This is a genomic window from Streptomyces sp. Inha503 (assembly GCF_047215865.1).
Taxonomy (GTDB): domain Bacteria; phylum Actinomycetota; class Actinomycetes; order Streptomycetales; family Streptomycetaceae; genus Streptomyces; species Streptomyces lycopersici.
Map to the genome: position 1 here is coordinate 4,485,521 of NZ_CP178360.1, position 23,965 is coordinate 4,509,485.

The window sequence follows — 23,965 nt, forward strand, 5'->3', positions numbered from 1 at the left end:
TCGGACCAGACTCCAGTCATTCCACCAGTCCTCCCGCCCGTCTCTAGTCATCACCCCAGCCCCACTAGGACAACGATGTCCTGGGCAGCACCAGCCGGACGCCGAACCACCGGCCATCACTCCACAGGGAGCACCGTGACCGCCGCCTCACCCGCCTCTTCCGGCCCCCGCCGCCCCGCCGACGCGGCCCTCGCGTCGCTCGGCCACGCCGCGCCCGCCCCCGACCCCGCCGACGCCTCCGCGCACACCTTCCCCGACGGCGGCACCTGGCGCACCGAGATCCCCTCCGTCGAGGGCCCGGAGGCGCTGGCCACCGTGTTCAAGGAGGCCGGGCGGCTGGATGTGCCGATCCACCGGATCAGCCAGGGCAGCGGCGTCTGGATGCTCACCGATGCCGAGATCACCGAGATGGTGGAGTGCTGCGCCGAGCGGAACGCCGAGCTGTGCCTGTTCACCGGCCCCCGCGGCACCTGGGACATCGGCGCCGCCACCCGCTCCGACTCCGGCGGCGGGGGGCTGCGCGCCCGTGGCCATGACGCGGTGGCCGGCTGTGTGGAGGACGCGCTGCGCGCGGTCTCGCTGGGCGTGAAGTGCCTGCTGGTGGCCGACGAGGGGGTGCTGTGGCTGCTGAACCAGTTGCGGGCGAGCGGCGAGCTGCCCGCGGACACCACCTTCAAGCTGTCCGCGCTCGTCGGCCCGGTCAACCCGGCCTCGTTCGCGGTGTACGAGCGGCTCGGGGCCGACTCCATCAACATCCCCTCGGACCTGACGCTGGAGCACCTCACCGAGATCCGCCGGGTCTCCCGCGCCCCGATGGACTTCTACGTCGAGGCACCGGACGACCTCGGCGGCTACGTCCGGCTCTATGACGCGGCGGAGCTGATCCGGCGCGGCGCCCCCATCTATCTGAAGTTCGGGCTCAGCAAATCCCCGGGGATCTACCCGTACGGCGCCCAGCTGCGCGACGTGGCGCTGGGCAGCGCCCGTGAGCGGGTGCGCCGCGGGCGGCTCGTGCTCGACCTGCTCACCCGGCTGGGCGCGGACGGCGGGATGTCCCCGCTCGGCTCCCGGCTGCCGGGTCCGCTGCGGCGTTTCACCGCCGACGCGGACCACCCCAGTTCCTGAAGCAACGACGCCCCAGGGAAGGACCCCAACACCATGCGCACGGTAAGAGGAGCACGAGCCGCGGCGATAGGCGCCGGCCTCCTCGCGCTCTCGCTGACCGCCACGGCCTGCGGCCAGGAGGCGGTCGGCGGCAGCCGGTACAAGCCCAAGGAAAAGGGAGGCACGATCGGCATCGCGATGCCGACGAAGTCCTCCGAGCGGTGGATCACCGACGGCCGCAATGTGGCCAAGCAGTTCCAGGCGGCGGGCTACAAGACGGACTTGCAGTTCGGCGAGGACGACGTCCGCACCCAGGTGGCCCAGCTCGAAAACATGATCACCAAGGGCCACCGGCTGCTGGTGATCGCGCCGATCAACGGCGGGGCGCTCAACGACGTCCTGAAGCAGGCCCATGACGCCAACATTCCGGTGATCTCCTACGACCGGCTGCTGCTGGGCACGCCGAACGTCGACTACTACGCGACCTTCGACAACGAGAAGGTCGGCAGGCTCCAGGGCCAGTACATCGTCGACAAGCTGGGGCTGGCCAAGGGCCGCAAGGGCCCGTTCAACATCGAGCTGTTCGCCGGCTCGTCGGACGACAACAACACCGGGTACTTCTACAAGGGCGCCATGAGCGTGCTCAAGCCGTACATGGACAAGGGTGAGCTGATCGTCCGCTCCAAGCAGAAGAGCCTCAACCAGCTCTACACCGAGAAGTGGAGCGGAAGCGCGGCGCAGGACCGCATGGAGGACCTGCTCAACAAGTCGTACAGCACCGAGGACGTCGACGCCGTCCTCTCGCCGTACGACGGCATGTCCATCGGCATCCTCTCGGCGCTCAAGAGCGCCGGCTACGGCACGAAGGCCAAGCCGTTCCCGGTGGTGACCGGCCAGGACGCGGAGCTGGCCTCCGTGAAGTCCATCATCCGGGGCCAGCAGACGCAGACCATCTACAAGGACCTGCGCAAGCTGGCGAAGGCGACCGTGCGGATAGCCAAGGCGGAGCTGACCGGCGGCAAGGCCCCGATCAACGACACCAAGTCGTACGACAACGGCAAGAAGGTCGTGCCGACCTATCTGCTCAACCCGGTCAGCATCGACAAGTCCAACACCCAGGTGCTGGTGGACCAGGGTTACTACACCGCGTCGCAGCTCAAGTAGGGCGGGTCCGGGCTATGAGCACCATTCTCGAACTGCGCTCCATCACCAAGACCTTCCCCGGTGTCAAGGCGCTCTCCGATGTCAACCTCCGCGTACGCCAAGGCGAGATCCATGCCCTGTGCGGGGAGAACGGCGCCGGCAAGTCCACCCTGATGAAGGTGGTCAGCGGCGTCCATCCGCACGGCAGCTACGACGGCGAGATCCTCTTCGAGGGCCGGCCGTGCGCGTTCAAGGACATCCGCGCGAGCGAACAGCGCGGCATCGTCATCATCCATCAGGAACTGGCCCTGATCCCCTACCTGTCCATCGCCGAGAACATCTTCCTCGGCAATGAGCACGCCAGGCACGGTCTCATCTCCTGGAACGAGACCCTGAAGCACGCCACCGCGCTGCTGAAGCGGGTGGGTCTGACGGATTCCCCGCAGACCCGGATCGCCGACATCGGCGTGGGCAAGCAGCAGCTCGTGGAGATCGCCAAGGCGCTCTCCAAGGAGGTGAAGCTGCTCATCCTCGACGAGCCGACCGCGGCGCTGAACGACGAGGACAGCGGCAAACTCCTGGATCTGCTGCTGGAGTTCAAGGCCCAGGGCATCTCCTCGATCATCATCTCCCACAAGCTGAACGAGATCCGCAAGGTCGCCGACTCCGTCACCATCCTGCGCGACGGCCAGACCATCGAGACCCTGTCGGTCCGGGAGACCCCGGAGTCCGAACCGGAGGTCTCCGAGGACCGCATCATCCGCGGCATGGTCGGCCGCGACCTCGACCACCGCTTCCCCGACCGCACCCCGTACGAGGGCGAGGACGCCTCCGAGGTGGCCCTGGCCGTCGAGGACTGGACCGTCCACCACCCCATCGACCAGCAGCGCAAGGTTGTGGACGGGGTGTCGCTGAATGTCCGGCGCGGGGAGATCGTGGGCATCGCCGGGCTGATGGGCGCGGGCCGCACCGAGCTGGCGATGAGCGTGTTCGGCCGGACCTACGGCCGCTACGCGGGCGGCCGGGTCTTCCGCGACGGCCAGGAGGTCCGCACCCGTACCGTGCCGGAGGCCATCGACCACGGCATCGCGTACGTCACCGAGGACCGCAAGCACTACGGGCTGAACCTCGAGGACACCATCAGCCGCAATGTCTCGCTCTCCTCGCTCGGCAAGGTGGCGCGCCGCGGTCTGGTCAACGAGCACGAGGAGTCCCGGGTCGCCGAGCGGTTCCGCAAGACGATGAACATCAAGGCACCCACGGTCTTCGAGCGGGTCGGCCGGCTCAGCGGCGGCAACCAGCAGAAGGTCGTGCTCAGTAAGTGGATCTTCGCAGGTCCGGAGGTGCTGATCCTCGACGAGCCGACCCGCGGCATCGACGTCGGGGCCAAGTACGAGATCTACACGGTCATCAACGATCTGGCGGCCCAGGGCAAGGCCGTCATCTTCATCTCCTCCGAGCTGGGCGAGCTGCTGGGGATGTGCGACCGGATCTACACGATGGCGGCCGGGCGGCTGACCGGGGAGGTCCCCCGGGACGAGGCGAACCAGGAAGTCCTGATGCGCCATATGACAAGGGACAGAGGAGACGAAGGATGAGCACGGCCACCCAGAAGACCGAGAGCCCGGCCCCACCGCCGGCCGAGGGCTCGTCCAGCGTCGGGACGTTGCTGCTCCAGGGCCTGCGGTCCAATATGCGGCAGTACGGAATGCTGGTCGCGCTCGCCCTGATCATCGTCATCTTCCAGATCTGGTCCGACGACATCCTGCTGCGGCCCGGCAACGTCACCAGCCTGGTGCAGCAGAACGGCTACATCCTCATCCTCGCGATCGGCATGATGATCGTGATCATCGCGGGGCATATCGATCTGTCGGTCGGATCGCTCGTCGCCTTCGTCGGCGCGGCCGCCGGCGCGATGATGATCAAACACGATATGCCGTGGGGCCTCGCGGTCGTCCTCTGCCTGCTCATCGGGGCGGCCGCGGGTGCGTGGCAGGGCTTTTGGATCGCGTACATCGGCATCCCCTCCTTCATCGTCACCCTGGCCGGAATGCTGGCCTTCCGCGGCGGCACCCAGATCCTGCTGGACGGCCAGTCCCTGTCGCCGTTCCCCGACGGCTTCGAGAAGCTGAGCACCGGCTTCATCCCGGAGATGGGCCCGTACACGCAGTACCACAACCCCACCATGGTGATCGGCCTCATCGTCTGCGCCGCCGCCGTCTGGCAGGAGTGGCGGGGCAGGCAGCAGCGGGCGGCCTATGAGCTGGACGTGGCGCCGCTCGGGCTGTTCTTCGTCAAGTGCGCCGCGATCGTCGCCGCCGTGATGGCCTTCACCATGACGCTGTCCAGCTGGCACGGCGCGCCGTACGGGCTGCTGATCCTCGCCGGTCTCTTCGTGATCTTCAGCTTCGTGATGCGCAACACCGTCATCGGGCGCCATGTGTACGCCCTCGGCGGCAATCAGCCGGCGGCCAAGCTGTCGGGTGTCCGGGACAAGCGCGTCACCTTCATGGTGTTCGTCAACATGGGCATCCTGTCCGCCCTCGCCGGTCTGGTCTTCGCCGCCCGGCTGGGCTCCGCAACCCCCAGTGCGGGCCTCAACTTCGAGCTCGAGGCCATCGCCGCCGCGTTCATCGGCGGCGCCTCGGCCAGCGGCGGTGTGGGCACGGTGCTCGGCGCGATCATCGGTGGTCTGGTGCTCGGCGTGCTCAACAACGGTATGTCGCTGGTCGGCATCGGTACCGACTACCAGCAGGTGATCAAGGGTCTGGTGCTGCTGGCCGCGGTCGGCTTCGATGTCTGGAACAAGCGCAAGGTCGGGTCGTAACCCATCAGCTGTCCCTCATGGATCGAGCCTTATGGAGCCGCATATGACCACGAGCAGACGCACGGTGATCACGGCGGCGGCGGCCGGACTGGCGGCCTCGGCCGCCACGACCGGCACCGCCCACGCAGCAGGCGGAGGGGACTCCGCGGGCAAGGGAGACGCGGTGAAGGAGCACTTCGGCACGCTCGCGGACGGCACCCGGGTCGACCGCTGGACGATTGAGAACGGCCGCACCCGGCTGCGCGTGCTCAGCTACGGCGGCATCGTGCAGGCCCTGGAGATCCCCGACCGCCACGGCCGCCGCGCCAATGTGTCGCTCGGCTTCGACGACCTGGACTCCTATGTGGCGGACAGCCCGTACTTCGGCGCCCTCATCGGCCGCTACGGCAACCGCATCGCACGCGGCACCTTCACGCTGGACGGCAAGAAGTACCAGCTGCCGATCAACGACGGGCCGAACAGCCTGCACGGCGGCGACAAGGGCTTCGACAAGCGCGTCTGGTCCGTGGAGCCGTTCCGCAAGGGCGCGGACGTGGGGCTCACCCTCCGCCGGGTGAGCCCCGACGGCGAGATGGGCTACCCCGGCACGCTCACCGTGCGGGTGGACTACACGCTCACGGCGGCGGGCGACTTCCGCATCGACTACGAGGCCACGACCGACAAGGCGACGGTCGTGAACCTCACCAACCACACGTACTACAACCTGGCCGGGGAGGGCAGCGGCTCCGTCTACGACCACCGTCTGGAGATCGCCGCCAGCCGCTACACCCCGGTCGACAAGACCCTCATCCCCACCGGCGAGCTCGCCAGGGTGGCCGGGACCCCGTTCGACTTCCGCCGCGCCAAGGAGATCGGCCGGGACATCCGGGAGTCGCACCAGCAGGTGCTCTACGGGCAGGGGATCGACCACAACTTCGTGCTGGACAAGGGCATCACCAGCCGTCCGGAGCACTTCCTGACGGTGACCGAGCCGGAGTCCGGCCGGGTGATGCGGATCGCCACGACCGAGCCCGGTGTGCAGTTCTACACCGGCAACTTCCTGACCGGCACGTTCGCGGGCACATCGGGGCGGGTCTACCGGCAGGGCGACGCCTTCGCCCTGGAGACCCAGCACTTCCCGGACTCGCCGAACCAGCCGTCGTTCCCCTCGACGGTGCTGCGGCCGGGGCAGACGTACCGGTCGACGACGGTGCACTCGTTCTCGACCCGCTGAGCGGCTCCGCCGCGCACGGCCCCGTAGTCCATCGGTTCCCCTCCCGTCCCGAGCTCAAGAGCTCGGGACGGGAGGGGTTGTCGTTTCCCCGGGCCCCGCCTCAGGCCCCGCACGAGCCCCCGTCATCCGCCACTCCCTACCCGAGAGGACCCCCGCATGAGACCGATACGCCCCCGGCTCGCCCTGCTCGGCGCCGCCCTGCTCGCCGCCGCTCCTCTGGCCCTCGCCGCGCCGACGACGGCGGCAGCCGAGACCGCCGCCCCCACCGTCGAGGAGCAGCGGCTCGAGGCGGCCGCGCCCCAGGAGATCCTGCGCCGGAGCGGGTTCGACGACGTGGCACCGGACTTCGCCCGCGCGCTGGCGGACGTACGGTCCCCCGCCGAGGCCGGGCGAGTGATCGCACGCGAAGGCGGGCATCTGTGGAAGCGGGCCGTGGACCGCGTTCAGGGCCGGGGGCCCGCGGGCGGGGACCTCAGCCGGGACGACGACCGGCCGCTGTACTGGGCGCGGCTCGGGATGACCCGCGCGCTCGGCCAGTGGCAGCCGGGCTTCCCGCTCACCGACGCCCGCCGCGCGGCGCTCCTCGACACGCTGGAGCGCACCTCACGCGGACAGGACTCGATCGACCTCTCGGCCGGTACGAACATCAAGCGCATCGTGGTCACCGGCTTCGACCCGTTCCAGCTGGACGCCGACGTCCGCCGCTCCAACCCCTCCGGCGCGGCCGCGCTCGCGCTGGACGGGACGACGATCCGTACGGACAGCGGCCCGGCGCGCGTCGAGACGGCCGTCTTCCCCGTCCGCTGGGCGGACTTCGCGGACGGCACGGTCGAGCGGACGCTGCTGCCCGCCTTCCGGTCGGGCCCGCGCCGGGTGGACGCCTTTATGACGGTGAGCCAGGGCCGGGTGGGCCGGTTCGACGTCGAGCGCACCAACGGCGCCTGGCGGGGCGGCTACCCGGACAACGCGAACGTCTCCCGCACCGAGACCGTGCCCATCCCGGCCGGTGTGCCGACCCCACACCCGCAGCCGCAGTGGACGACGACCACCCTCCCCCACGAGAAGATCGTCGCGGCGAACACCGGACCCGTCCCCGTCCACGACCACACCGAGGTCACCGAGATCCCGGCGGGCGGCACCACGCCCGTGGTCCGCCCGGACGGCCCGACCCCCGGCTCAACGGCCCGCGCGGGCGGTGGCGGCGACTACCTCTCCAACGAGATCGCCTACCGCGCCACCCTGCTGCGCGACGCGGTCGGCCTGAAGGCCCCGGGCGGCCATCTCCACACCCCGGTCCTCCAGTTCGGCCCGGGCAACACCGACCCCGCCACGGGCCAGGTCACCGACCCGGACTTCGTCCACAACCGCGAGGCCATCACCGCCCAGGTGCGCTCGATCCTCACGGTGGTCGCGGCCACGGCGTGAGGTGATGGGCCGTGACCGCTGGGCAGTCGGATCGCGGCCAGGCTCGCCGGACGCGGCGCTCCCCAACTGCTCGTCGGGCGCGACCCCGGTCGAGCGGGTCGGCTGGTGGCCCGAACCCAAGGCCGCGGGATAGCCGCTACGCCCCCTGCGACCCGGCGTTGACGCCGTTGGCACCGTTGAAGGCGCCCGCCGGGTCCGCCGCCGTCTCGCCCCGCGGGGGCGCGGGCTCGTCGTCCTCGCCCCTCAGGTCGCGTACGAGCAGGGTCGCGCCCGCGACCGCGCCCGGCATCAGGAAGACCGCGACCAGCGGGATCAGGAAGAGGACGGACAGCGGGACGCCGAAGCCGAGGGAGAGGAGGCGGCGGGAGCGCAGCATGCGGCGGCGCTCCTTCAGCAGGACGCCGCGGCGCAGCAGGGCGATCGACGTCAGCTCCTCGGTGAGGAAGAAGGCGGTCACGCAGAAGGCCAGGACGGGGATCACGGTCTGGCCGACCCCCGGGATGAAGCCGAGCGCGAAGAACAGCACGCTCCAGAGGGTGACGCGGATGAGCAGCGCGATGGCCTCGCGCAGCCCTATCCACAGCTCCGCCCAGGTCGACATGCCGGACTCGGGCACCGCGCCGCCCTCGGAGCGGTCGACCGCTTCAGAGAGCGACTCGTAGAAGGGCTGGCCGACCAGCAGCGTGACCGCCGTGAACGTGATGATGGCGAGGAAGAGGCAGGTGGCGGCGAAGAGGATCGAGAGCGCGCCGCGGAAGACGCCGAGCCAGGGTGAGGACCAGTCGTCGGCGAAGGGCGTGGCCCATGCGATGACGTCATCGGTCCAGAAGAAGAGGGCGACGAGCGCCGCCGCGTACCCGACGAGGGTGATCAGGGCGGGAATCATCCCGAACCCCCACCATCTCCCGTGCCGGGCCGCCCAGCGTTGCCCCTTCATCAGATAACCGAAGCCACTCACAAGATCACGCATGGGCCGAAGCCTACTGCTGCCAGCTGAAGTCGACGGTGTGCGGATAGTGGTCGGACAGCGGTTTGCCGTCGGCGTCGAGGAAGGCCGTGTGCGCGTTGTGGTAGCGGGTGGCGGTGAGGGAGAGCCGCGGGCCGGAGCGGTAGAGGACCTTGTCCACGACCTCGCAGGTGTCGGTGACGTTGTCCGGGTCGCAGACGAGGGCGTCGGAACCGGCGGGCGGGGCCGAGCCGCCGCGTACGAGGTCCACCCAGGCGTCGGTGAGGCCGTTGCGGGTGGTGAGGTCGCGGATGTTGTCGGCGGTGCGGGTGTAGCGGGTGTTGGTGTCGCCCATGACGAGCACCGCGTTATCGGCGGAGTGGGCGGCGATGTAGTCGGAGAGCTGGGTGATGTTGGCCCGGCGGGCGGCGAGGTCGGCGTCCGTCGTCCCCGCGTTGGGGTGCAGGTTGTACAGGTCGAGGTAGGCGCCCTCGGCCAGCCGCACCCGGGCGAAGCTGAAGCCCTTCGGGGTGAGGCAGTCGGTGCCGTTGCACCGCTTCCACTTCACCCGCTCGAAGCCGTCGTACGGCAGGTCGGAGAGGGTGTTCAGACCGTCTCCGAAAACGGCGGGGCCGCTGGTGGGGGTGCGGTACGGATGGTCGTCACCGGCGTAGAGCGCGGCGTGGTAGTTGAAGTCCTCCTGGACGTTGACGATGTCGTACGCCCCGAGCCGGGGCGATATCAGCGGGGTGTTCTTGGCGGGGTGGCTGGACGACAGGCCCTCGGGGAGCCCCGCCACGTTGTAGGTGAGCACATTGAACGTGCCCGAGGCGGCCTGCGGCGTCCCGGTGTCCGCCAGCGCGGGCGTGGCGCCGGATGTCGTGACGGTCGCGCACAGGGTGAGCGCCGCCGCGGCGGCGACGGCTAAGCGTGCGATGAGTCTCAAGGAGATGTCCTCTCGGCTGATGAACCACTGACGATGGGCTGTTGGGCGTGCGGTGTTCGGCTGGTGTTCAACCTCGGTCCTTACCTTCGCGCTTATGGCCCCCGGACATCACCACCCTCACGATGAACTCGCGGTGCACAGCCTGCCCCCGGCCCTCGACCTGTCCGTACGGGACGAGGAGCTGACCCCCGACCAGCTCTCCCGGCGCTCGATGCTGCGTCGCGCGGGGCTGCTGGGCGCGGGGCTCGGCGCCGTGAGCGTGCTGGACGGCGGCACCGCGCGCGCCGACGCGGTGAACGTCGCGGCGAACGGCGCGGCGACGCCCGGCTCCCGGCACGGCGGCGGCTATCTGTGGCTCGCCGGGGACCACCACATCCACACCCAGTACAGCAACGACGGCAAGTACCGGGTCATCGACCAGGTGCGGCAGGGTGCCCGGCACGGTCTGGACTGGATGGTGATCACCGACCACGGCAACGTCACCCACGCCCGGATCGGGGTCGAGAAGGTCAACCCCGACATCCGCGAGGCGCGCGAGACCCACCGGGACGCGCTGGTCTTCCAGGGGCTGGAGTGGAACATCCCCGGCGCCGAGCACGGCACGGTCTTCGTCCACCCCGGCCGTGACGAGGTGGCGGTGCTCAAGGAGTTCGAGACCTCCTTCGACGGGTCGGTGAAGGACGCCGCGGACTCCACCCCGCGGAACGAGGCCCTGGCCATCGCCGGTCTTGACTTCCTCTCCGACGCGGTGCGCCGGCGGCGCGTCAGGGCCGCGCTGATGCTCGCCAACCACCCCGCCCGCAAGGGCCTGGACTCCCCGCACGAGATCCGGGGCTGGCGGGACGCCCAGCCGCACATCGCCGTGGGCATGGAGGGCGCGCCGGGCCACCAGGCCGCCGGGATCCCGGCCTCCGCGCACGGTCCGGGCGGTGCGCGCGGGCTGTACGAGAACGCCCCCGGGCCGCAGTCCTTCGCCGCGTACCCGGCCGAGTCGTACCGCACCTGGGGCGGCTTCGACTGGATGACGGCCACGGTGGGCGGGCTGTGGGACAGCCTGCTCAGCGAGGGCAAGCCGTGGTGGATCACCGCCAACTCCGACTCCCACAACGTCTACGCCGACACCGCGGCGCGCGGCCCCGGCAGCGACTACGAGACCAACGGGCGGCAGGACGACCCGGTGTACGGGGGCGGGCTCGACCTGGAGGAGAACGACTACTGGCCGGGCCAGTACAGCCGCACCCATGTGGGCGCCGAGGACTTCTCGTACGCCGCCGTCATGGACGGCATCCTGGCGGGCCGGGTGTGGGTGGACCACGGCGGGCTGATCAGCGGCCTGGACGCACGGCTCAGCGGTGGCGGGAGTGGCGTGGGCAGTGGCCGGGGTCGTTCGGTCACCCTCGGCGGCACGCTGCATGTGCAGCGCGGCACCCGGGTCCGGCTGGAGCTGGACATCGCCCTGGCGAACGGCCCCAACTGGGCCGGTTTCGTACCGAAGTTGGCGCGAGTGGACGTCATCCGGGGCGAGGTCACGGGCGCGGTGAGCGACCGTGACACGTTCGCGGCGCCGCGCACCCGGGTGGTGAAATCGTTTGAGATCGGCCGCGCGACGGGAACGGTCCGGCTCTCCTACGACCTCGGCCCCGTGGACCGCCCGCTGTACGTACGGCTGCGCGGCACCGACGGCAACCGCGTGGCGGTGGGCGCGCGGGGCGCGGCGGTGGATCCGCACGGCCCGGCGATGGATGTGCCGGGCGATGCGGATCCATGGCGCGACCTGTGGTTCTACGCCAACCCCATGTGGGTGCTGCCCTCGTGACGGCCCCCGGGGGCCGGTGCTGAGGCGTTTCAGAGCTTTCCCGCGCCCGCCTGGGCGGTGACGGTGGCCACGACCGAGGACGCCGGTTCCGCCGTGTACGCGTACGGCGGGGTGGTGAAGCTGCCCGTCCGGGAGATCTCGGTGGCCGCGCCGCCCAGGTCGTTGCCGCGCAGCACCGCATAGCCGTCGACATCGCTGTCCCGGCTGGTGGTGACGGCCACTTCGGTGTCGCGGAAGACGTTGTTCTCGACCAGCGTCTGCGCGCCCATCCGGGAGTGCACACCGGTCTCCGCACCCTGGACGTAGTTGTCGTAGAAGTGGCCGGTGCCGAAGCGCAGGCTGGGGATGCGGGAGTAGACGTTCGTGAACCAGTTGTGGTGGTACGTCACCTTGAGGTGACCGGTGTCCTCGGCGGCGTTGTTGTCGCTGTGGCCGACCAGGCTGCCCTTGAAGTGGTCGGCGAACTTGTTCCAGGAGACGGTGATGTTGTCCGAGCCGTGGTTGATGTCCAGCAGACCGTCGTAGTAGTCCTTGTCGTGGTCGCGGTCGGCCGAGAAGGTGTTGTGGTCGATCCACACCTTGGTGGACTTCTGCACGGTGATGCCGTCGGACGGCTTCCGGGGCTTGCTGATGTTGAGGTTGCGGACGATGACGTTCGTCGACTCCTTCAGCCGCAGACCGCCGCCGGTGAAGCCGGAGCCCGAACCCACGCCCAGCACGGTGGTGTTGGAGCCGATGTCCACCTGGCCGGTGAGGGAGATCAACCCGGAGACCTTGACCACCTTGGCCTTGTCGCCGGTGACGGCGGCCTTGAAGGCGTCCAGGGAGGTCACGGTGGTGGCGGCGGCGTTCCCGCCGCCCGTGGTACCGGCGCCGAAGCCGATGGGGGTGGTCTCGGCGGTGGGACGCGCCCCCGTACCGGAGCGGGCGGTGTCGGCCGAGTCCGCGCCGTGGGCGGAGACCGTGGAGAGGCCGCCGAGGGCGAGCACCGCGGTGACGCCCGCGGCGACCGCGGTCAGCCGGCGTCGGTCGCGGGCGGTGACGCGGGTGACGTCAGTGACATCGCCGTCGTCCGTGGTGCCGTGGTCGTGCGTCGAGCGCATGGGGGGAGTCCTCTCATTCGGAGGATCTCCACACGGGAGGGTAATCGCTTGCGGGATTGAGCGAGGGTGAGCGGCAAGCACGCTGATCACAAAGGCCGGTGGAGATCGCCAAAGGTTGCGGCTCTGACGGTGCGGGGCCCTGGCGCCGGGCGATGTGGTCAGGATCGCCCCGGCGGGCAGCGGCCATCCCGGAAGAAGCTAGTAAGCGCTTGTGGTGCTGTCAACACCCGTACGAAGCAAGGGAGTTGGCCGTATCGAGAGGTTGACGGGCGGGGACTTTGCCGAATCCACAGACGCCCCACAGGAATCGCCCCTATCTTTCCATGCTCATGACAGACCTATCCGCCCCCATGGGGCGCCGAAGAGTACTGCTCGCCGGAAGCGCCGCCGCGGCGGCCATCGGAATCGGCGCGGGCACGGCTGCCGTACGCCCCGAGACGGCCACCGCGAGTGACACGGCCACCGGGACCACCGCCGCCATCTGCACGCTCACCAAGGAGCTCACCGAGGGCCCGTACTACCTCGACCACGCCCTCGTACGCGCGAACGTCGCCGAGGACAAGAAGGGAGTCCCGCTCGAGCTCGTCCTCACCGTCGTGGACACCGCCACCTGCGCACCGATCAACAAGGCGCTGGTGGAGATCTGGTACTGCGACGCGCTCGGCGAGTACTCCGGCTTCGTCGGCAACAACGGCCACCAGGAGCCGGACAACGGCAAGTTCCTGCGCGGCGGCGTGCTCACCGGCACCGACGGGGTGGCCAAACTCACCGGGATCTACCCCGGCTGGTACCGGGGCCGCTGCATCCATGTCCACCTCAAGGTGCACACGGGCGTCACGCTCACCCCGGACGGCTCGTTCACCGGCGGCAACGAGATCCACACCGGTCAGCTCTTCTTCGACGAGAAGATCACCGAGGCGGTGGCCAAGCTCTCCCCGTACTCCACCAACACCGTCCCCCGCACTCCGCTGTCCGCCGACGGCATCTACGGCAACGGCGGCACCGCGGCCGGGCTGCTCGCCGTGACGGCGCTGGGCAGCACGCCGGCCGCCGGTTATCGCGGCACGCTCACGGTCGGCGTCGACCCGGACGCCTGACCGGCCGCCGCACAGCGTCTCCCGCACCCCGTCCACCGTCCACGCCCCGCCCGGCACCCCGGGCGGGGCCTTCGCGCCCGGGGTGCTCAGGCCAGGCGTATGACGTTCCAGGACATCGGCTCCAGCGTGGTGCGCAGGGCGCCGTCCGCGAGCTCCGTGCCCGCGCCGGGACGCGGGGTGACGCGCTCGGGGTCGGTGAGGGTGTTACGGGCCTCGGGGTCGGCGTCGGCGAGGACGGTGTGCTCGACCACGCGGGTCACGGGGAGGGCGCGCAGGGCGATCTCCAGCGGGAGCGGCCGGTGCTGGTCGCGGTTGACCGCGAAGACCGTCACCGCGCCGGTGGACTCGTCGAGCACGGCGGTGGCGTGCAGCAGCGGCACCTCGCCGTAGACGGCGGTCTCGTACGTCGGGCTGTCGACGTCGACCCGCAGCACCCGCCCGCGCCCGTGCGCCGACGCCTGTGCGAAGGGGTAGAAGGTGGTCTGCCGCCAGGCGGGGCCGCCCGGTTCGGTCATGATCGGGGCGATGACGTTGACCAGCTGGGCGAGGCAGGCGACGGTGACCCGGTCGGCGTGGCGGAGCAGGGCGATCAGCAGTGAGCCGACCACGACGGCGTCGGTGACGGAGTAGTTGTCCTCCAGGAGGCGCGGGGCCTCCTCCCAGTTGAGCGGCTCGGCGTTGTGGTAGTGGGTCTGGTACCAGACGTTCCACTCGTCGAAGGAGAGGTTGATCCTCTTCTTCGACTTCAGCCGGGCGCCGATGTGATCGCAGGTGGCGACGACGTTCTCGATGAAGGACTCCATGTCCACGGCCGAGGCGAGGAAGGAGTCGCGGTCGCCGTCGCGCTCCTCGTAGTAGGCGTGCAGGGAGATGTGGTCCACCAGGTCGTAGGTCTCGTGGAGGACCGTCGCCTCCCAGGTGGCGAACGTCGGCATCGACTGGTTGGAGCTGCCGCACGCCACGAGCTCCACGCCCGGGTCGATCTGCCGCATCGCGCGGGCGGTCTCGGCGGCGAGCCGTCCGTACTCCTCGGCCGTCTTGTGGCCGGTCTGCCAGGGGCCGTCCATCTCGTTGCCCAGACACCACAGCCCGATGCCGTACGGATCCTTGTCGCCGTGGCCGATCCGGAAGTCGGCGAGGGCGGTGCCGGACGGGTGGTTGGCGTACTCCTGGAGCTCAAGGGCCTCGGCGACGCCGCGGGTGCCGAGGTTGAGCGCCATCATGGGCTCGCCGCCGACCTTACGGACGAAGTCGGTGTACTCGGAGAGCCCGAACCGGTTGGTCTCGGTGGAACGCCAGGCCAGATCGAGCCGCCGCGGCCGCTCCTCGACCGGCCCGACACCGTCCTCCCACTTGTAGCCGGAGACGAAGTTGCCGCCCGGATACCGGATGACGCTGACGCCCAGCTCCCGGATCAGCGCGAGGACATCGGTACGCAGCCCGGCCTCGTCGGCGGCCGGATGGTCCGGCTCGTGGATACCGGTGTAGACGCAGCGTCCGAGGTGCTCGACGAACGAGCCGAAGAGGCGGGGGTTGACGTCTCCGATGGCGAAGGCGGGGTCGAGGGTGAACCGGGCGGAATCGGTCTGCGGCATGACGGCCCATCTCTTCGGGTGTCGCGACTGCGCATATGCGCGCCCGCGCGACTATTCGACATATCGACCAGCGCTCGTTTCTTCGAACGCGACCGTAAGATCTCGCCACGGCGTGCGTCAATGGCAGGACGGCGTCGGTTGTCCGAGCTGAGCGGCCCGCGCGCCGGGCGGCCGGATCTCCGTGCTCGCTCAGCCGGTGTGAAGGATCCGGAAGCGATCGGGTTCCGCCGGATCCCGATCGACGACCTGGACCGGCGGCCAGGTCCATTGCCACACGCCGCCGCCCGGGGTGCGGGAGAACCGGATCCGCCCGCGGGTGCCCTCGACCGCGACGCTCGGCCAGGACGCGGCGATGCGCGCCCGGTCCGTGCCCTGGGCACGCAGCACCTCGGCGAGGACGGCGACCGTGTCATAGCCCTCGAAGGCGACGAAGGAGGGCGCCGCGGCCAGCCGCTCGCGGAGGGCCGCCGCGACTCGTGCGCCGAGTGGGCCGAGGCGCTCGGGCAGGTAGCGCAGGAACGGGATCGCGGTGCCGTCCTCACCCAGCGACACCGCCCATTCGGCGAACTCCGGCTGCCCGGCCGGAGCACCCATCATGATCTCGGCGAGGCGCTGGTCGCGGCGGACGGCCGCAACGATCGACACGGCCGGCTCCGGGTGGCCGACCAGGAGCAGGAGGGCCGTCGCGCGATGGGCGGCGAGTTCGTCGCACAGGGCCGCGGGGGCGAGCGCGCGCATGTCGAGTTCGATGACGGTGCCGCCGCGTGGAGCGAGGTGGTCCCGCAGGACGCGGGCCCCGGATGCCCAGTAGACACTCGGCTCGGTTGCCACGGCGATGCGGCGGTGGCCCGCGCCGAGGAGGAAGTCCGCGTAGATCCGCCAGCCGTGGGACTGTGCCGGGGGGAGGCGCGCGACCCAGTCCGTCGGCCGTTCGGTGAGCGCGTCGAGAACCGCCGACGAGCAGAGGAACGGCAGGCCGAGGGCGTCTGCCCGGGTGGCGGCGGCACGAGCGACGACGCTGTGGTACTCCCCCACCAGGGCGGCCACGCCCTGGCTGGCCAGTTCGTCCACGGCCGCCGCGGCCTTCCGCGGATCGGCCGCGGTGTCCCGGACCACCAGCTCGAGTGGGCTTCCGGCGATCCCGCCGTTGTCATTGACGTCGCGTACGGCCAGCTCCAGGCCGGCGAGCAGGTGTTGACCCGCCTCGGCCCAGCCGGGCCGGGTGAGCGGAACGAGAGCGCCGATCCGGATGGATGATCCGTCTCGCCGTGGCGGGCGCGCCTGGGTGACCATGCCGGACATTGCATCCGCCGCCGTCGCCGACAGGCAACCGATTATGCGTTCGCCTAATGTGCTCGCCTTATCTCCTCGCCTTATGTCTCGCCTTATGTGCTCGCCGAGCCGCCAGGGGCCTCACCCCCTTGCTCGCTACGACGGGCGGATCCCGGTGGTGGACAGCCTCAGCCGGAGCTCTTGCTCCTGGTCGCCCGCCACCGCGCCCTGCTCGCGTACCTCGAAGGCGCGGGCCAGGACGTCCGCCATCCGTCGCACCGGGAGGGGGCCGCCCTGGAGGTCGGCGGTGACGGGGGCCGTCAGGGAGGCCGGGCGTGGCTCCGCGCGTGGGTCGGCCACCTCGAAGACGGACGTCCACACCGTGGGGCGCCCCTCCCCCGCGTCCTGCGGAAGATCCGCCGTCGCCTGGTCGGACGCGTAAGCCGTGCGCAGCACACCGAAGACGGCCTCGGCGTCGTCCCGCGAGATTCCGCTCAGCGCCACCAGCACCTGCGAGGCGGACCGAGGCTGTTCCGGACCGGCCGTCGTGGACATGGGGCCCCCTTTCCCAATTCGCTCCGGGCTCTTTCGGCCCCCGGGTACCCGCCCGTCCCCGACCCATCACCTCGTGAGCGATCCCTTGACCCATCTCACCGCCGCCTCTAGCGTGCGGCCGACGTTACGGAAACGTTCCGGAACTTTTCGGAGCCGGGAAGGGAAGTTTTCGTGATCACTTCGGTCCGCACGGCCCTCGTCGGCGCGCTCGCCGCCGCACTGCTCCCGCTCATCACACCGTCCGCCGCCGCGGCACCACTCCCAGGCGGCACCGTGGATTTCGGAAGGCATCTCCAGCCCATCGACGGTTTCGGCTTCTCCCAGGCGTTCCAGCGCCGATCTGATGCACGGCGCACAGGGCCTGACCCCGGAACACCAGCGCGAGGTGCTGGATCTGCTGCTGAACCGCGCCACGGGCGCCGGGTTGAGCATTCTGCGGCTCGGCATCGGCTCGTCCTCCGACGAGGTCTACGACCACATGAAGTCCATCCAGCCCACCGACCCGGGCGGCCCGGACGCGCCCCCGCGCTATGAGTGGGACGGCGACGACGGCGGCCAGGTGTGGCTGGCCAAGGAGGCGCGGCGGTACGGCGTCAAGCGCTTCTACGCCGACGCCTGGAGCGCGCCGGGCTATATGAAGACGAACGGGACGGACGCGAACGGCGGCACGCTGAAGGCGGAGTGGCGACGGGCGTACGCCGACTACCTGGTGCAGTACGCGAAGTTCTACCGCCAGGAGGGCGTACGCATCACCGACCTCGGCTTCACCAATGAGCCGGACCTCGCCACGTCCTACGCCTCGATGCGGTTCACCCCGGAGGAGGCGGTCGAGGTGATCAAGGCGATCGGCCCCACGGTACGGCGGGCCGGGATCAATCTGCTGTGCTGCGACGCGGCCGGATGGGACGAGCAGGCGGCGTTCTCCACCGCGATCGAGGCCGACAGCGCCGCCGCGGACCAGGTCGCGGTGCACACGGGCCACCCCTACGTCACCCCCTCCGACCAGCCCCTGCCGACCACCCGCCGCACCTGGATGTCGGAGTGGAGCCCCAACGGGACGACGTGGAACGAGGCATGGGACGACGCCAGCAGCTATGACGGCTTGGCGGTGGCGGAGGCGATCCACACGACGCTCGCGGACGCGGGGGCGAGTGGGTATGTGTACTGGTTCGGCGCGTCGGTGGGCGCCACCCGGGGGCTGATCCAGCTGGACGGCCCGGACTACCACGTCTCCAAGCGGCTGTGGGCCCTGGCCGCGTACAGCCGTTTCATCCGGCCCGGGGCGGTACGGGTCGCGGCGGACTCCGGGGCGGACGGGGTGAAGACGACGGCCTTCCGGAACCGGGACGGCCGACGGGTCCTGGAGATCCTCAACACCGGTACGGAGCCGGTGCGCACGGACTACGCGCTACGTGGAGCGGGTAGTGGCGCGGATGCGCGGGGCGCGGTCTACCGGACGGACGGGACGCATGCGCTCAGCCGCGTAGGAACCGCGCGGGTGCGCGACGGACGGCTGGCGGTCGAACTGCCGGGGCGTTCGCTGACGACGGTGGTGCTGCGATAGCCGGGACCGCCCCAGCCACACGGGTGGCAGGGGCGGTCGAACCACCGGCCCATGAACCATCGGCCCATGAACCGTCAGTCCTCGAAGCCTCAGTCCTCGAAGCCTCAGTCCTCGAAGGCGACGATCATCTTGCCGGTGTTCTCCCCACGGAGCATCCCGAGGAAGGCGTCCACCGCGTTGTCGACACCCTTGATGACGGTCTCCCGGTAGTGCAGCTTGCCCTCGCGGATCCAGCCGCCGACCTCCTGGAAGAACTGCTCCTGAAGGTGCTGGTGGTCCCCGACCAGCATGCCCTGGATCCGCAGCCGCTTGCCGATGACCATCGCGAGGTTGCGCGGGGCGGGGGTCGGCTCGGTGGCGTTGTACTGCGAGATCATGCCGCAGACGGTGACCCGGCCGTGCACCTTGAGGCGGCCGATGGCGGCCTCGAGGTGCTCACCGCCGACGTTGTCGAAGTAGACGTCGATCCCGTCCGGCGCGGCCTCCTTCAACTGGTCGGCGACCGGGCCGCTCTTGTAGTTGAACGCCGCGTCGAAGCCGTACTCGTCGAGCAGCACCCGGACCTTCTCGTCCGAACCGGCGCTGCCGATCACCCGCGAGGCGCCCTTGAGCTTGGCGATCTGGCCGACCTCACTGCCGACCGCGCCCGCCGCGCCCGAGACGAAGACTGAGTCGCCCTCCTTGAAGGAGGCGACCTCCAGCAGCCCCGCGTAGGCGGTGAGGCCGGGCATGCCGAGCACCCCGAGGTAGGCGGGGAGCGGGGCGATCTCCGGGTCGACCTTGACGGCGCTCTTGGCGTCCACCGTCGCGTACTCACGCCAGCCGCCGAAGTGCAGGACGTGGTCGCCGACGGAGATGCCCTCCGCGTTGGAGGCGACGACCTTGCCGACCGCGCCGCCTTCCATCGGCCGGTCCAGCTGGAACGGCGGCGTGTACGACTTCACGTCGTTCATGCGGCCGCGCATATACGGGTCCACCGACATGTAGAGATTACGCACCAGCGCCTGTCCGGGGCCCGGCTCGGATACCGAGGCCTCGCGCAACGCGAAGTCCTCCGGCTTCGGCCACCCCTGGGGGCGGGCGACCAGGTGCCATTCACGGCCGGTGGTGGGGATGACGGACATGGAAGGGGCCTCTCCTACGTTTCAGCAGATGAAACAATCATGCTGCTGGATATTTCATGTTGTCAAGTAAATGGGTACCCTGGTCGTCATGACGTCCCGCATCGACCCGCTGACCCTCGAGGTCGTCGAGCTCATCGGCACCATCGTGGCCCGTTATCACGAGGAATACGAGGAGGCGGCGGCCAAGCACTCCCTGACCGGGGCACAGGCCCGGGTGCTGGGCCTGCTGACCGGCGGCCCGACGCCGATGCGACGGCTCGCCCAACAGCTGAAGTGCGAGCCGTCGAACGTCACCGGGATCGTGGACCGCCTGGAGTCACGCGGCCTCGCCGAGCGCCGCCTTGACCCGGCCGACCGCCGAGTCAAGCTGGCCGCCGCCACGGAGGCGGGCCGCGAGACCTCCGAACGGCTCCGGGGCTCACTCGACTTCGCGCGCGAACCGCTGGCGGAGCTCTCGGACGAGGAGCGGACGGTACTGCGCGACCTGCTCAAACGGATGCTGGGCACCGCGCCGTAGAGCCGGGCCGCGAGGCATCGCCGGGACGCCCATCACCGGGGTGCCCGGGTTCGGGGTGCCCGGGTTCGGGGTGCCCGGGTTCGGGGTGCCCGGGTTCGGGGTGCCCGGGTTCGGGGTGCCCGGGTTCGGGGTGCCCGGGTTCGGGGTGCCCGGGTTCGGGGTGCCCGGGTTCGGGGTGCCCGGGTTCGGGGTGCCCGGGTTCGGGGTGCCCGGGTTCGGGGTGCCCGGGTTCGGGGTGCCTGGGTACGGGGTGCCCGGCGGGCCACGCGGAGGTGCCGCTCACCGATGCTTTCCCCTCCCCGCCCCTTCCCGCTACCAGGGGCTCCGCCCCTGGACCCCGAGGTCTGGCCCCAGGACCTGGGCCCCACAACGCGGCGGAGCCGCATACCGATACCGAGGGAAGGGGCGGAGCCCCGGCCCGAGGTCTGGGGCGAAGCCTCAGCCCGGCGTCGGGGGCGAAGCCCGGCCCGGGATCAGGCACGAAACCCCGGCCCGAGGTCTGGGGCGAACCCCCGGGTTCGGGGTCAGCGGCGAAGCCCCGGTCCGGCGTCTGGGGCGGAGCCCCGGGGTCAGGGTCGGGGGCGAAGCCAGGTCCGGGATCAGGCACGAAGCCCCGGATTCGGGATCAGGCACGAAGCCCCGACCCAAGGTCTGAGGCGAAACCCCGGCCCGGGGCCAGGGGCGAAACCCCGGATTCGGGGTCTGAGGCAAAGCCCCGGCCCGGGGCCAGACACGAAGCCCCGGATTCGGGATCAGGCACGAAGCCCCGGATTCGGGATCAGGCACGAAGCCCCGGCCCAAGGTCTGAGGCAAAGCCCCGGCCCGGGGTCAGACACGAAGCCCCGGATTCGGGGGCTGGGGCGAAGCCCCGGTTCGGGGTCTGGGGCGAAGCCCCGGTTCGGGGGCTGGGGCGGAGCACCAGTTTCGGGGAGGGGCGGGGAGGGGAACAGCCCGCCGCAGGCGTCGCGACCCTACGTGCACCACCACAGGAAGCGCTGGCAAGTCTCCGTGGGCGTCGGGCTCGGCGTCGGCGCCACGGTCGCCGGGGCGGTGGGCCTCGGGTTCGCCGGGGTGGTGGGCCGGTGGGTCGCCCCTGAGCCGCCCGGGGCCGGGGAGTCGTCCGACGGGTCGGAGGACGAGGCGTCGTCCGGATCGGGCGACGTGTCGTCCTTCTCGCCCTTGGGCTTCTTGCCGTCCTTGTCCTTGTCCTTGGACGACCTTCCGTCCGCACCGTCCGCCGCCGAGGGGCCCGCGCTCGGGCCGGTCGTGTCCTGGACGATCGTCTCGGCGGACTCCGTCACACCGCCGTCGCGGTCGGCCACCGGCTCCTGCCGCCTGGGCGCCGGGGAGGACTCCCGCCAGTGCCCCTCGGTGGCCAGCTCGGCCACGAACACCGCGACCAGCACCGGACCGAGCACCGACGCCAGGATCGCCACCCGGCGCCCCCGGCCCCGGCGGGCCCGACGGGCGCGGCGGCCGAAAAGACCCCGGGACTTGGGCTTCCGGCGCGAGGCGCGAGTCGTGCCGGAGCCACGGGAAGCCTGGGCCGTACGGCGGTCCGCCCGCCGTTCCGCCCGCGTGGCGGACGACTCGGCCCCGGCGCCCCCCTCCGACGCGGCAGAGGGCAGCCCGAGTTCCTCCACGGGCCTCCCGCATCCAGGGCAGGAGACGGCACCGTTGAGATGGCGGCGACAGGGAGAGCAGTAATCCATTTCGCCGGGCAGGTTATGTGACCACCGGGCAGGTCAGCAGGACGCGGGGTGTGAGGATCCTGTGCAAAGAACCGTACGAAAGCCCTCGTCAGGCCCCTGTCTTCCGGTGTCTTACGGTGTCTTACGGCGAACCGGCGACGCCCCGGCCCCGCCCGCCCCCGCTCAGCCGCCGAAGGCGGGCTGTGCGAGACCCTGCCCCACACCCTGGATGACCAGCAGCGACCCGGCGAGCGGCGGTGCGGAGGCGCCGAGGCCGACGCGTGCCGAGGTCAGATACAGATCGGTGAGGTCCGCCCCGCCGAAGGCACACGCGGTCGGGCGCGGAAACGGCAGCTCCACCACCCGATCGAGTGTCCCGTCAGGGGCGTAGCGACGGATCGCGGCGCCGTCCCACAGGGCGACCCACACCGCGCCGTCGGCGTCCACGCACAGCCCGTCCGGGTAGCCCGCGCCCTCCTCGACCTCGGCGAACGGCCGCCGGGCCGAGGCCACCGGACCATCGGGGTCCTCGACGTCGAAGACGTCGATACGGCGGGTGGGGGTGTCGATGTAGTACATGAGGCGGCCGTCCGGGCTCCAGCCGATGCCGTTGCTGACCGTCACCTCCGGCAGGAACTCCGTATGCGAGCCGTCGGCCCCGATCCGGGAGAGCGTGCCGCCGCCGACCCCCTCGTCGTAGCGCATGGTGCCCGCCCAGAGCGAGCCGTCGGGCGCGACGGCGGCGTCATTGCCCCGGCGGCCGGGGACCGCCTCGCGCCGCAGCCAGTCGAAGCCGCCGTCCGCCCCGTACGTCCCGATGCCGTCGCGGAGGTTGACCACCAGGCCGCCGCCCGCACGGGGCTTGGCCGCGCCGACGTGCTGCTCGGTGCCCAGGGTGGTGCGGCGGCCGGAGGCGGGATCGTAGGTGTGGACGCGGGAGGAGAGGATGTCCACCCAGATCAGCCGCTGCGCGGCGGCGTCCCAGGTGGGTCCCTCACCGAGCACGGCGCTCGCGCGCACCGCGATCTCGAGCGATGGCCGTGTGCTCATATGTCCCGCCTCCGATGTCCCAGCCGCACTGACAGTTCGCCCGCGCCCTTGGCCGCCAGCTCCTCCAGCTCGGCCTGGCGCTCATCGCTCCAGCGGATCGTCGGCACCGAGATCGACAGCGCCGCGACCACTTTCCCCGCCGAGTCCCGTACGGGGGCCGCCACGCAGTTCACATCCGGGTTGGACTCCCGCTGCTCGACCGCGACGCCGCGCTCGCGCACGGTGGCGAGGTGGCGGCGCAGTTCGTCGGGGGAGGTGATGCTGTTGTCCGTCATCGCGGCCAGCGGCTGATCGCCGGACAGCCGCGCGGCCAGGTCGTCCTCCGGGAGGGAGGCGAGCAGCATCTTGCCGACCGAGGTGCAGTGGGCGGGCAGCCGGCGGCCCGCGGCGGAGACCATGCGGACCGCGTGGGTGGAGTCGACCTTGGCGATGTAGATGACGTCCATGCCCTCGAGGATCGCGACATGCACGGTCTCGTCGCAGGTCTCGGCGACGCTCCGGGCCACCTGCTGGCCCTCGGCGGCCAGGTCGAGCTGCTCGGCGTAGCGGCTGCCCAGCTGGTACGGCCGCACCCCGAGCCGATAGCGGCCGGGCTGGTCGGGAACCTGGACCAGATAGGAGCGGGCGGCCAGAGTGGTCACCAGCTCATGGACCGTCGTACGGGGCAGTCCGAGCCGACGGGTGATCTCGGGTGCGGAGAGCGTGCCGTCCCCGTCCAGGAAGAGCTCGAGTATGTCCAGAGCCCGTGTCACCGCGGGCACCAGGCGTCCCATAGTGCTCGCCCTCCCCTTCTGGTTCAGATGGCAAGCGTTCGAGATTCCGGCCGGTGGCCGGTATCGCGAACACAGGTTATGCGGAGGGGACTTCCCCCGGCAATGGTCCGGCAAAGGCACGATGTGATGGGACGGGAAGCGCTTGCGCCACCGGACGGGGACGCCGCCCCCGCACACCACGGCACGGCGAGCCCGTACGCCACG

At 70.7% G+C, this 23,965-nt stretch carries 19 protein-coding genes and 1 pseudogene; 10 read left to right on the top strand and 10 right to left on the bottom strand.

Going from position 1 to position 23,965, the window contains the following annotated elements:
• Positions 1-135: 135 nt before the first annotated feature.
• The 6 genes from ACJX2R_RS18765 (at position 136) to ACJX2R_RS18790 (ending at position 7,712) form a co-directional block, all read left to right on the top strand.
• Entirely contained in the window at positions 136-1,125 is a 990-nt protein-coding gene (locus ACJX2R_RS18765; protein ID WP_413101068.1) for a hypothetical protein, read from the top strand.
• A 33-nt stretch (positions 1,126-1,158) separates the two neighbouring features.
• Positions 1,159-2,268 (top strand): multiple monosaccharide ABC transporter substrate-binding protein, encoded by a 1,110-nt coding sequence (gene chvE, locus ACJX2R_RS18770; protein WP_164428968.1) that lies wholly within the window; start codon positions 1,159-1,161, stop codon positions 2,266-2,268.
• A gap of 14 nt (positions 2,269-2,282) precedes the next feature.
• Positions 2,283-3,845: a multiple monosaccharide ABC transporter ATP-binding protein gene (gene mmsA / locus ACJX2R_RS18775; RefSeq protein ID WP_262704089.1), complete on the top strand. Its 1,563-nt coding sequence runs from the start codon at positions 2,283-2,285 to the stop codon at positions 3,843-3,845.
• On the top strand, positions 3,842-5,074 hold the full coding sequence (mmsB, locus tag ACJX2R_RS18780; protein WP_413101069.1) for a multiple monosaccharide ABC transporter permease: 1,233 nt from the start codon (positions 3,842-3,844) through the stop codon (positions 5,072-5,074). Before mmsA ends, mmsB begins: the two co-directional genes overlap by 4 nt.
• Before the next feature lie 43 nt (positions 5,075-5,117).
• Positions 5,118-6,287 carry an aldose epimerase family protein gene (locus ACJX2R_RS18785; protein ID WP_413101070.1) on the top strand — a complete coding sequence of 390 codons (1,170 nt, stop codon included), beginning with the start codon at positions 5,118-5,120 and terminating at the stop codon, positions 6,285-6,287.
• Between the two features lie 156 nt (positions 6,288-6,443).
• On the top strand, positions 6,444-7,712 hold the full coding sequence (locus tag ACJX2R_RS18790; protein WP_413101071.1) for a pyroglutamyl peptidase: 1,269 nt from the start codon (positions 6,444-6,446) through the stop codon (positions 7,710-7,712).
• Between the two features lie 136 nt (positions 7,713-7,848).
• Here the strand turns inward: ACJX2R_RS18790 and ACJX2R_RS18795 are convergent, their stop codons facing one another.
• Positions 7,849-8,682: an EI24 domain-containing protein gene (locus ACJX2R_RS18795; RefSeq protein WP_413101072.1), complete on the bottom strand. Its 834-nt coding sequence runs from the start codon at positions 8,680-8,682 to the stop codon at positions 7,849-7,851.
• Positions 8,683-8,701: 19 nt separating this feature from the next.
• Positions 8,702-9,604, bottom strand: a pseudogene (locus ACJX2R_RS18800) (endonuclease); the annotation flags it as partial.
• Between the two features lie 94 nt (positions 9,605-9,698).
• Here ACJX2R_RS18800 and ACJX2R_RS18805 point away from each other — a divergent pair.
• The gene (locus ACJX2R_RS18805; RefSeq protein WP_413101073.1) at positions 9,699-11,420 is read left to right on the top strand and encodes a PHP domain-containing protein; all 1,722 of its coding nucleotides are present in this window, start codon (positions 9,699-9,701) and stop codon (positions 11,418-11,420) included.
• Positions 11,421-11,449: 29 nt separating this feature from the next.
• Here ACJX2R_RS18805 and ACJX2R_RS18810 read toward each other — a convergent pair whose 3' ends face one another.
• A complete protein-coding gene (locus tag ACJX2R_RS18810) occupies positions 11,450-12,523 on the bottom strand; it encodes a pectate lyase family protein (protein ID WP_413101074.1) in 1,074 nt (357 codons plus the stop codon).
• Between the two features lie 323 nt (positions 12,524-12,846).
• Here ACJX2R_RS18810 and ACJX2R_RS18815 point away from each other — a divergent pair, with 323 nt between their 5' ends.
• The gene (locus ACJX2R_RS18815; protein WP_413101075.1) at positions 12,847-13,620 is read left to right on the top strand and encodes an intradiol ring-cleavage dioxygenase; all 774 of its coding nucleotides are present in this window, start codon (positions 12,847-12,849) and stop codon (positions 13,618-13,620) included.
• Between the two features lie 86 nt (positions 13,621-13,706).
• Here the strand turns inward: ACJX2R_RS18815 and ACJX2R_RS18820 are convergent, their stop codons facing one another.
• From ACJX2R_RS18820 to ACJX2R_RS18830, 3 genes are all read right to left on the bottom strand, one after another.
• The gene (locus ACJX2R_RS18820; protein ID WP_413101076.1) at positions 13,707-15,215 is read right to left on the bottom strand and encodes an alpha-N-arabinofuranosidase; all 1,509 of its coding nucleotides are present in this window, start codon (positions 15,213-15,215) and stop codon (positions 13,707-13,709) included.
• Positions 15,216-15,404: 189 nt separating this feature from the next.
• Complete coding sequence (locus tag ACJX2R_RS18825) at positions 15,405-16,517, bottom strand: ABC transporter substrate-binding protein (RefSeq protein WP_413101077.1); 1,113 nt, start codon at positions 16,515-16,517, stop codon at positions 15,405-15,407.
• A gap of 126 nt (positions 16,518-16,643) precedes the next feature.
• On the bottom strand, positions 16,644-17,042 hold the full coding sequence (locus tag ACJX2R_RS18830; protein WP_262704103.1) for a hypothetical protein: 399 nt from the start codon (positions 17,040-17,042) through the stop codon (positions 16,644-16,646).
• Positions 17,043-17,385: 343 nt separating this feature from the next.
• Here ACJX2R_RS18830 and ACJX2R_RS18835 point away from each other — a divergent pair, with 343 nt between their 5' ends.
• Positions 17,386-18,606: a glycoside hydrolase family 30 protein gene (locus ACJX2R_RS18835; RefSeq protein WP_413101078.1), complete on the top strand. Its 1,221-nt coding sequence runs from the start codon at positions 17,386-17,388 to the stop codon at positions 18,604-18,606.
• A 104-nt stretch (positions 18,607-18,710) separates the two neighbouring features.
• Here ACJX2R_RS18835 and ACJX2R_RS18840 read toward each other — a convergent pair whose 3' ends face one another.
• Positions 18,711-19,730 (bottom strand): NADP-dependent oxidoreductase, encoded by a 1,020-nt coding sequence (locus tag ACJX2R_RS18840; protein ID WP_262704105.1) that lies wholly within the window; start codon positions 19,728-19,730, stop codon positions 18,711-18,713.
• A gap of 88 nt (positions 19,731-19,818) precedes the next feature.
• On the opposite strand from ACJX2R_RS18840, the gene ACJX2R_RS18845 reads away from it, so the two are divergent.
• Positions 19,819-20,247, top strand: coding sequence for a MarR family winged helix-turn-helix transcriptional regulator (locus tag ACJX2R_RS18845; protein WP_182472113.1), 429 nt, complete (start codon positions 19,819-19,821; stop codon positions 20,245-20,247).
• A gap of 971 nt (positions 20,248-21,218) precedes the next feature.
• Here ACJX2R_RS18845 and ACJX2R_RS18850 read toward each other — a convergent pair.
• From ACJX2R_RS18850 to ACJX2R_RS18860, 3 genes are all read right to left on the bottom strand, one after another.
• A complete protein-coding gene (locus tag ACJX2R_RS18850; protein WP_413101079.1) occupies positions 21,219-21,890 on the bottom strand; it encodes a hypothetical protein in 672 nt (223 codons plus the stop codon).
• A 231-nt stretch (positions 21,891-22,121) separates the two neighbouring features.
• Positions 22,122-22,988, bottom strand: a complete 867-nt coding sequence (locus ACJX2R_RS18855; RefSeq protein WP_413101080.1) for an SMP-30/gluconolactonase/LRE family protein — start codon at positions 22,986-22,988, stop codon at positions 22,122-22,124.
• On the bottom strand, positions 22,985-23,761 hold the full coding sequence (locus ACJX2R_RS18860) for an IclR family transcriptional regulator (RefSeq protein ID WP_413101081.1): 777 nt from the start codon (positions 23,759-23,761) through the stop codon (positions 22,985-22,987). Before ACJX2R_RS18860 ends, ACJX2R_RS18855 begins: the two co-directional genes overlap by 4 nt.
• Between the last annotated feature and the right edge of the window lie 204 nt (positions 23,762-23,965).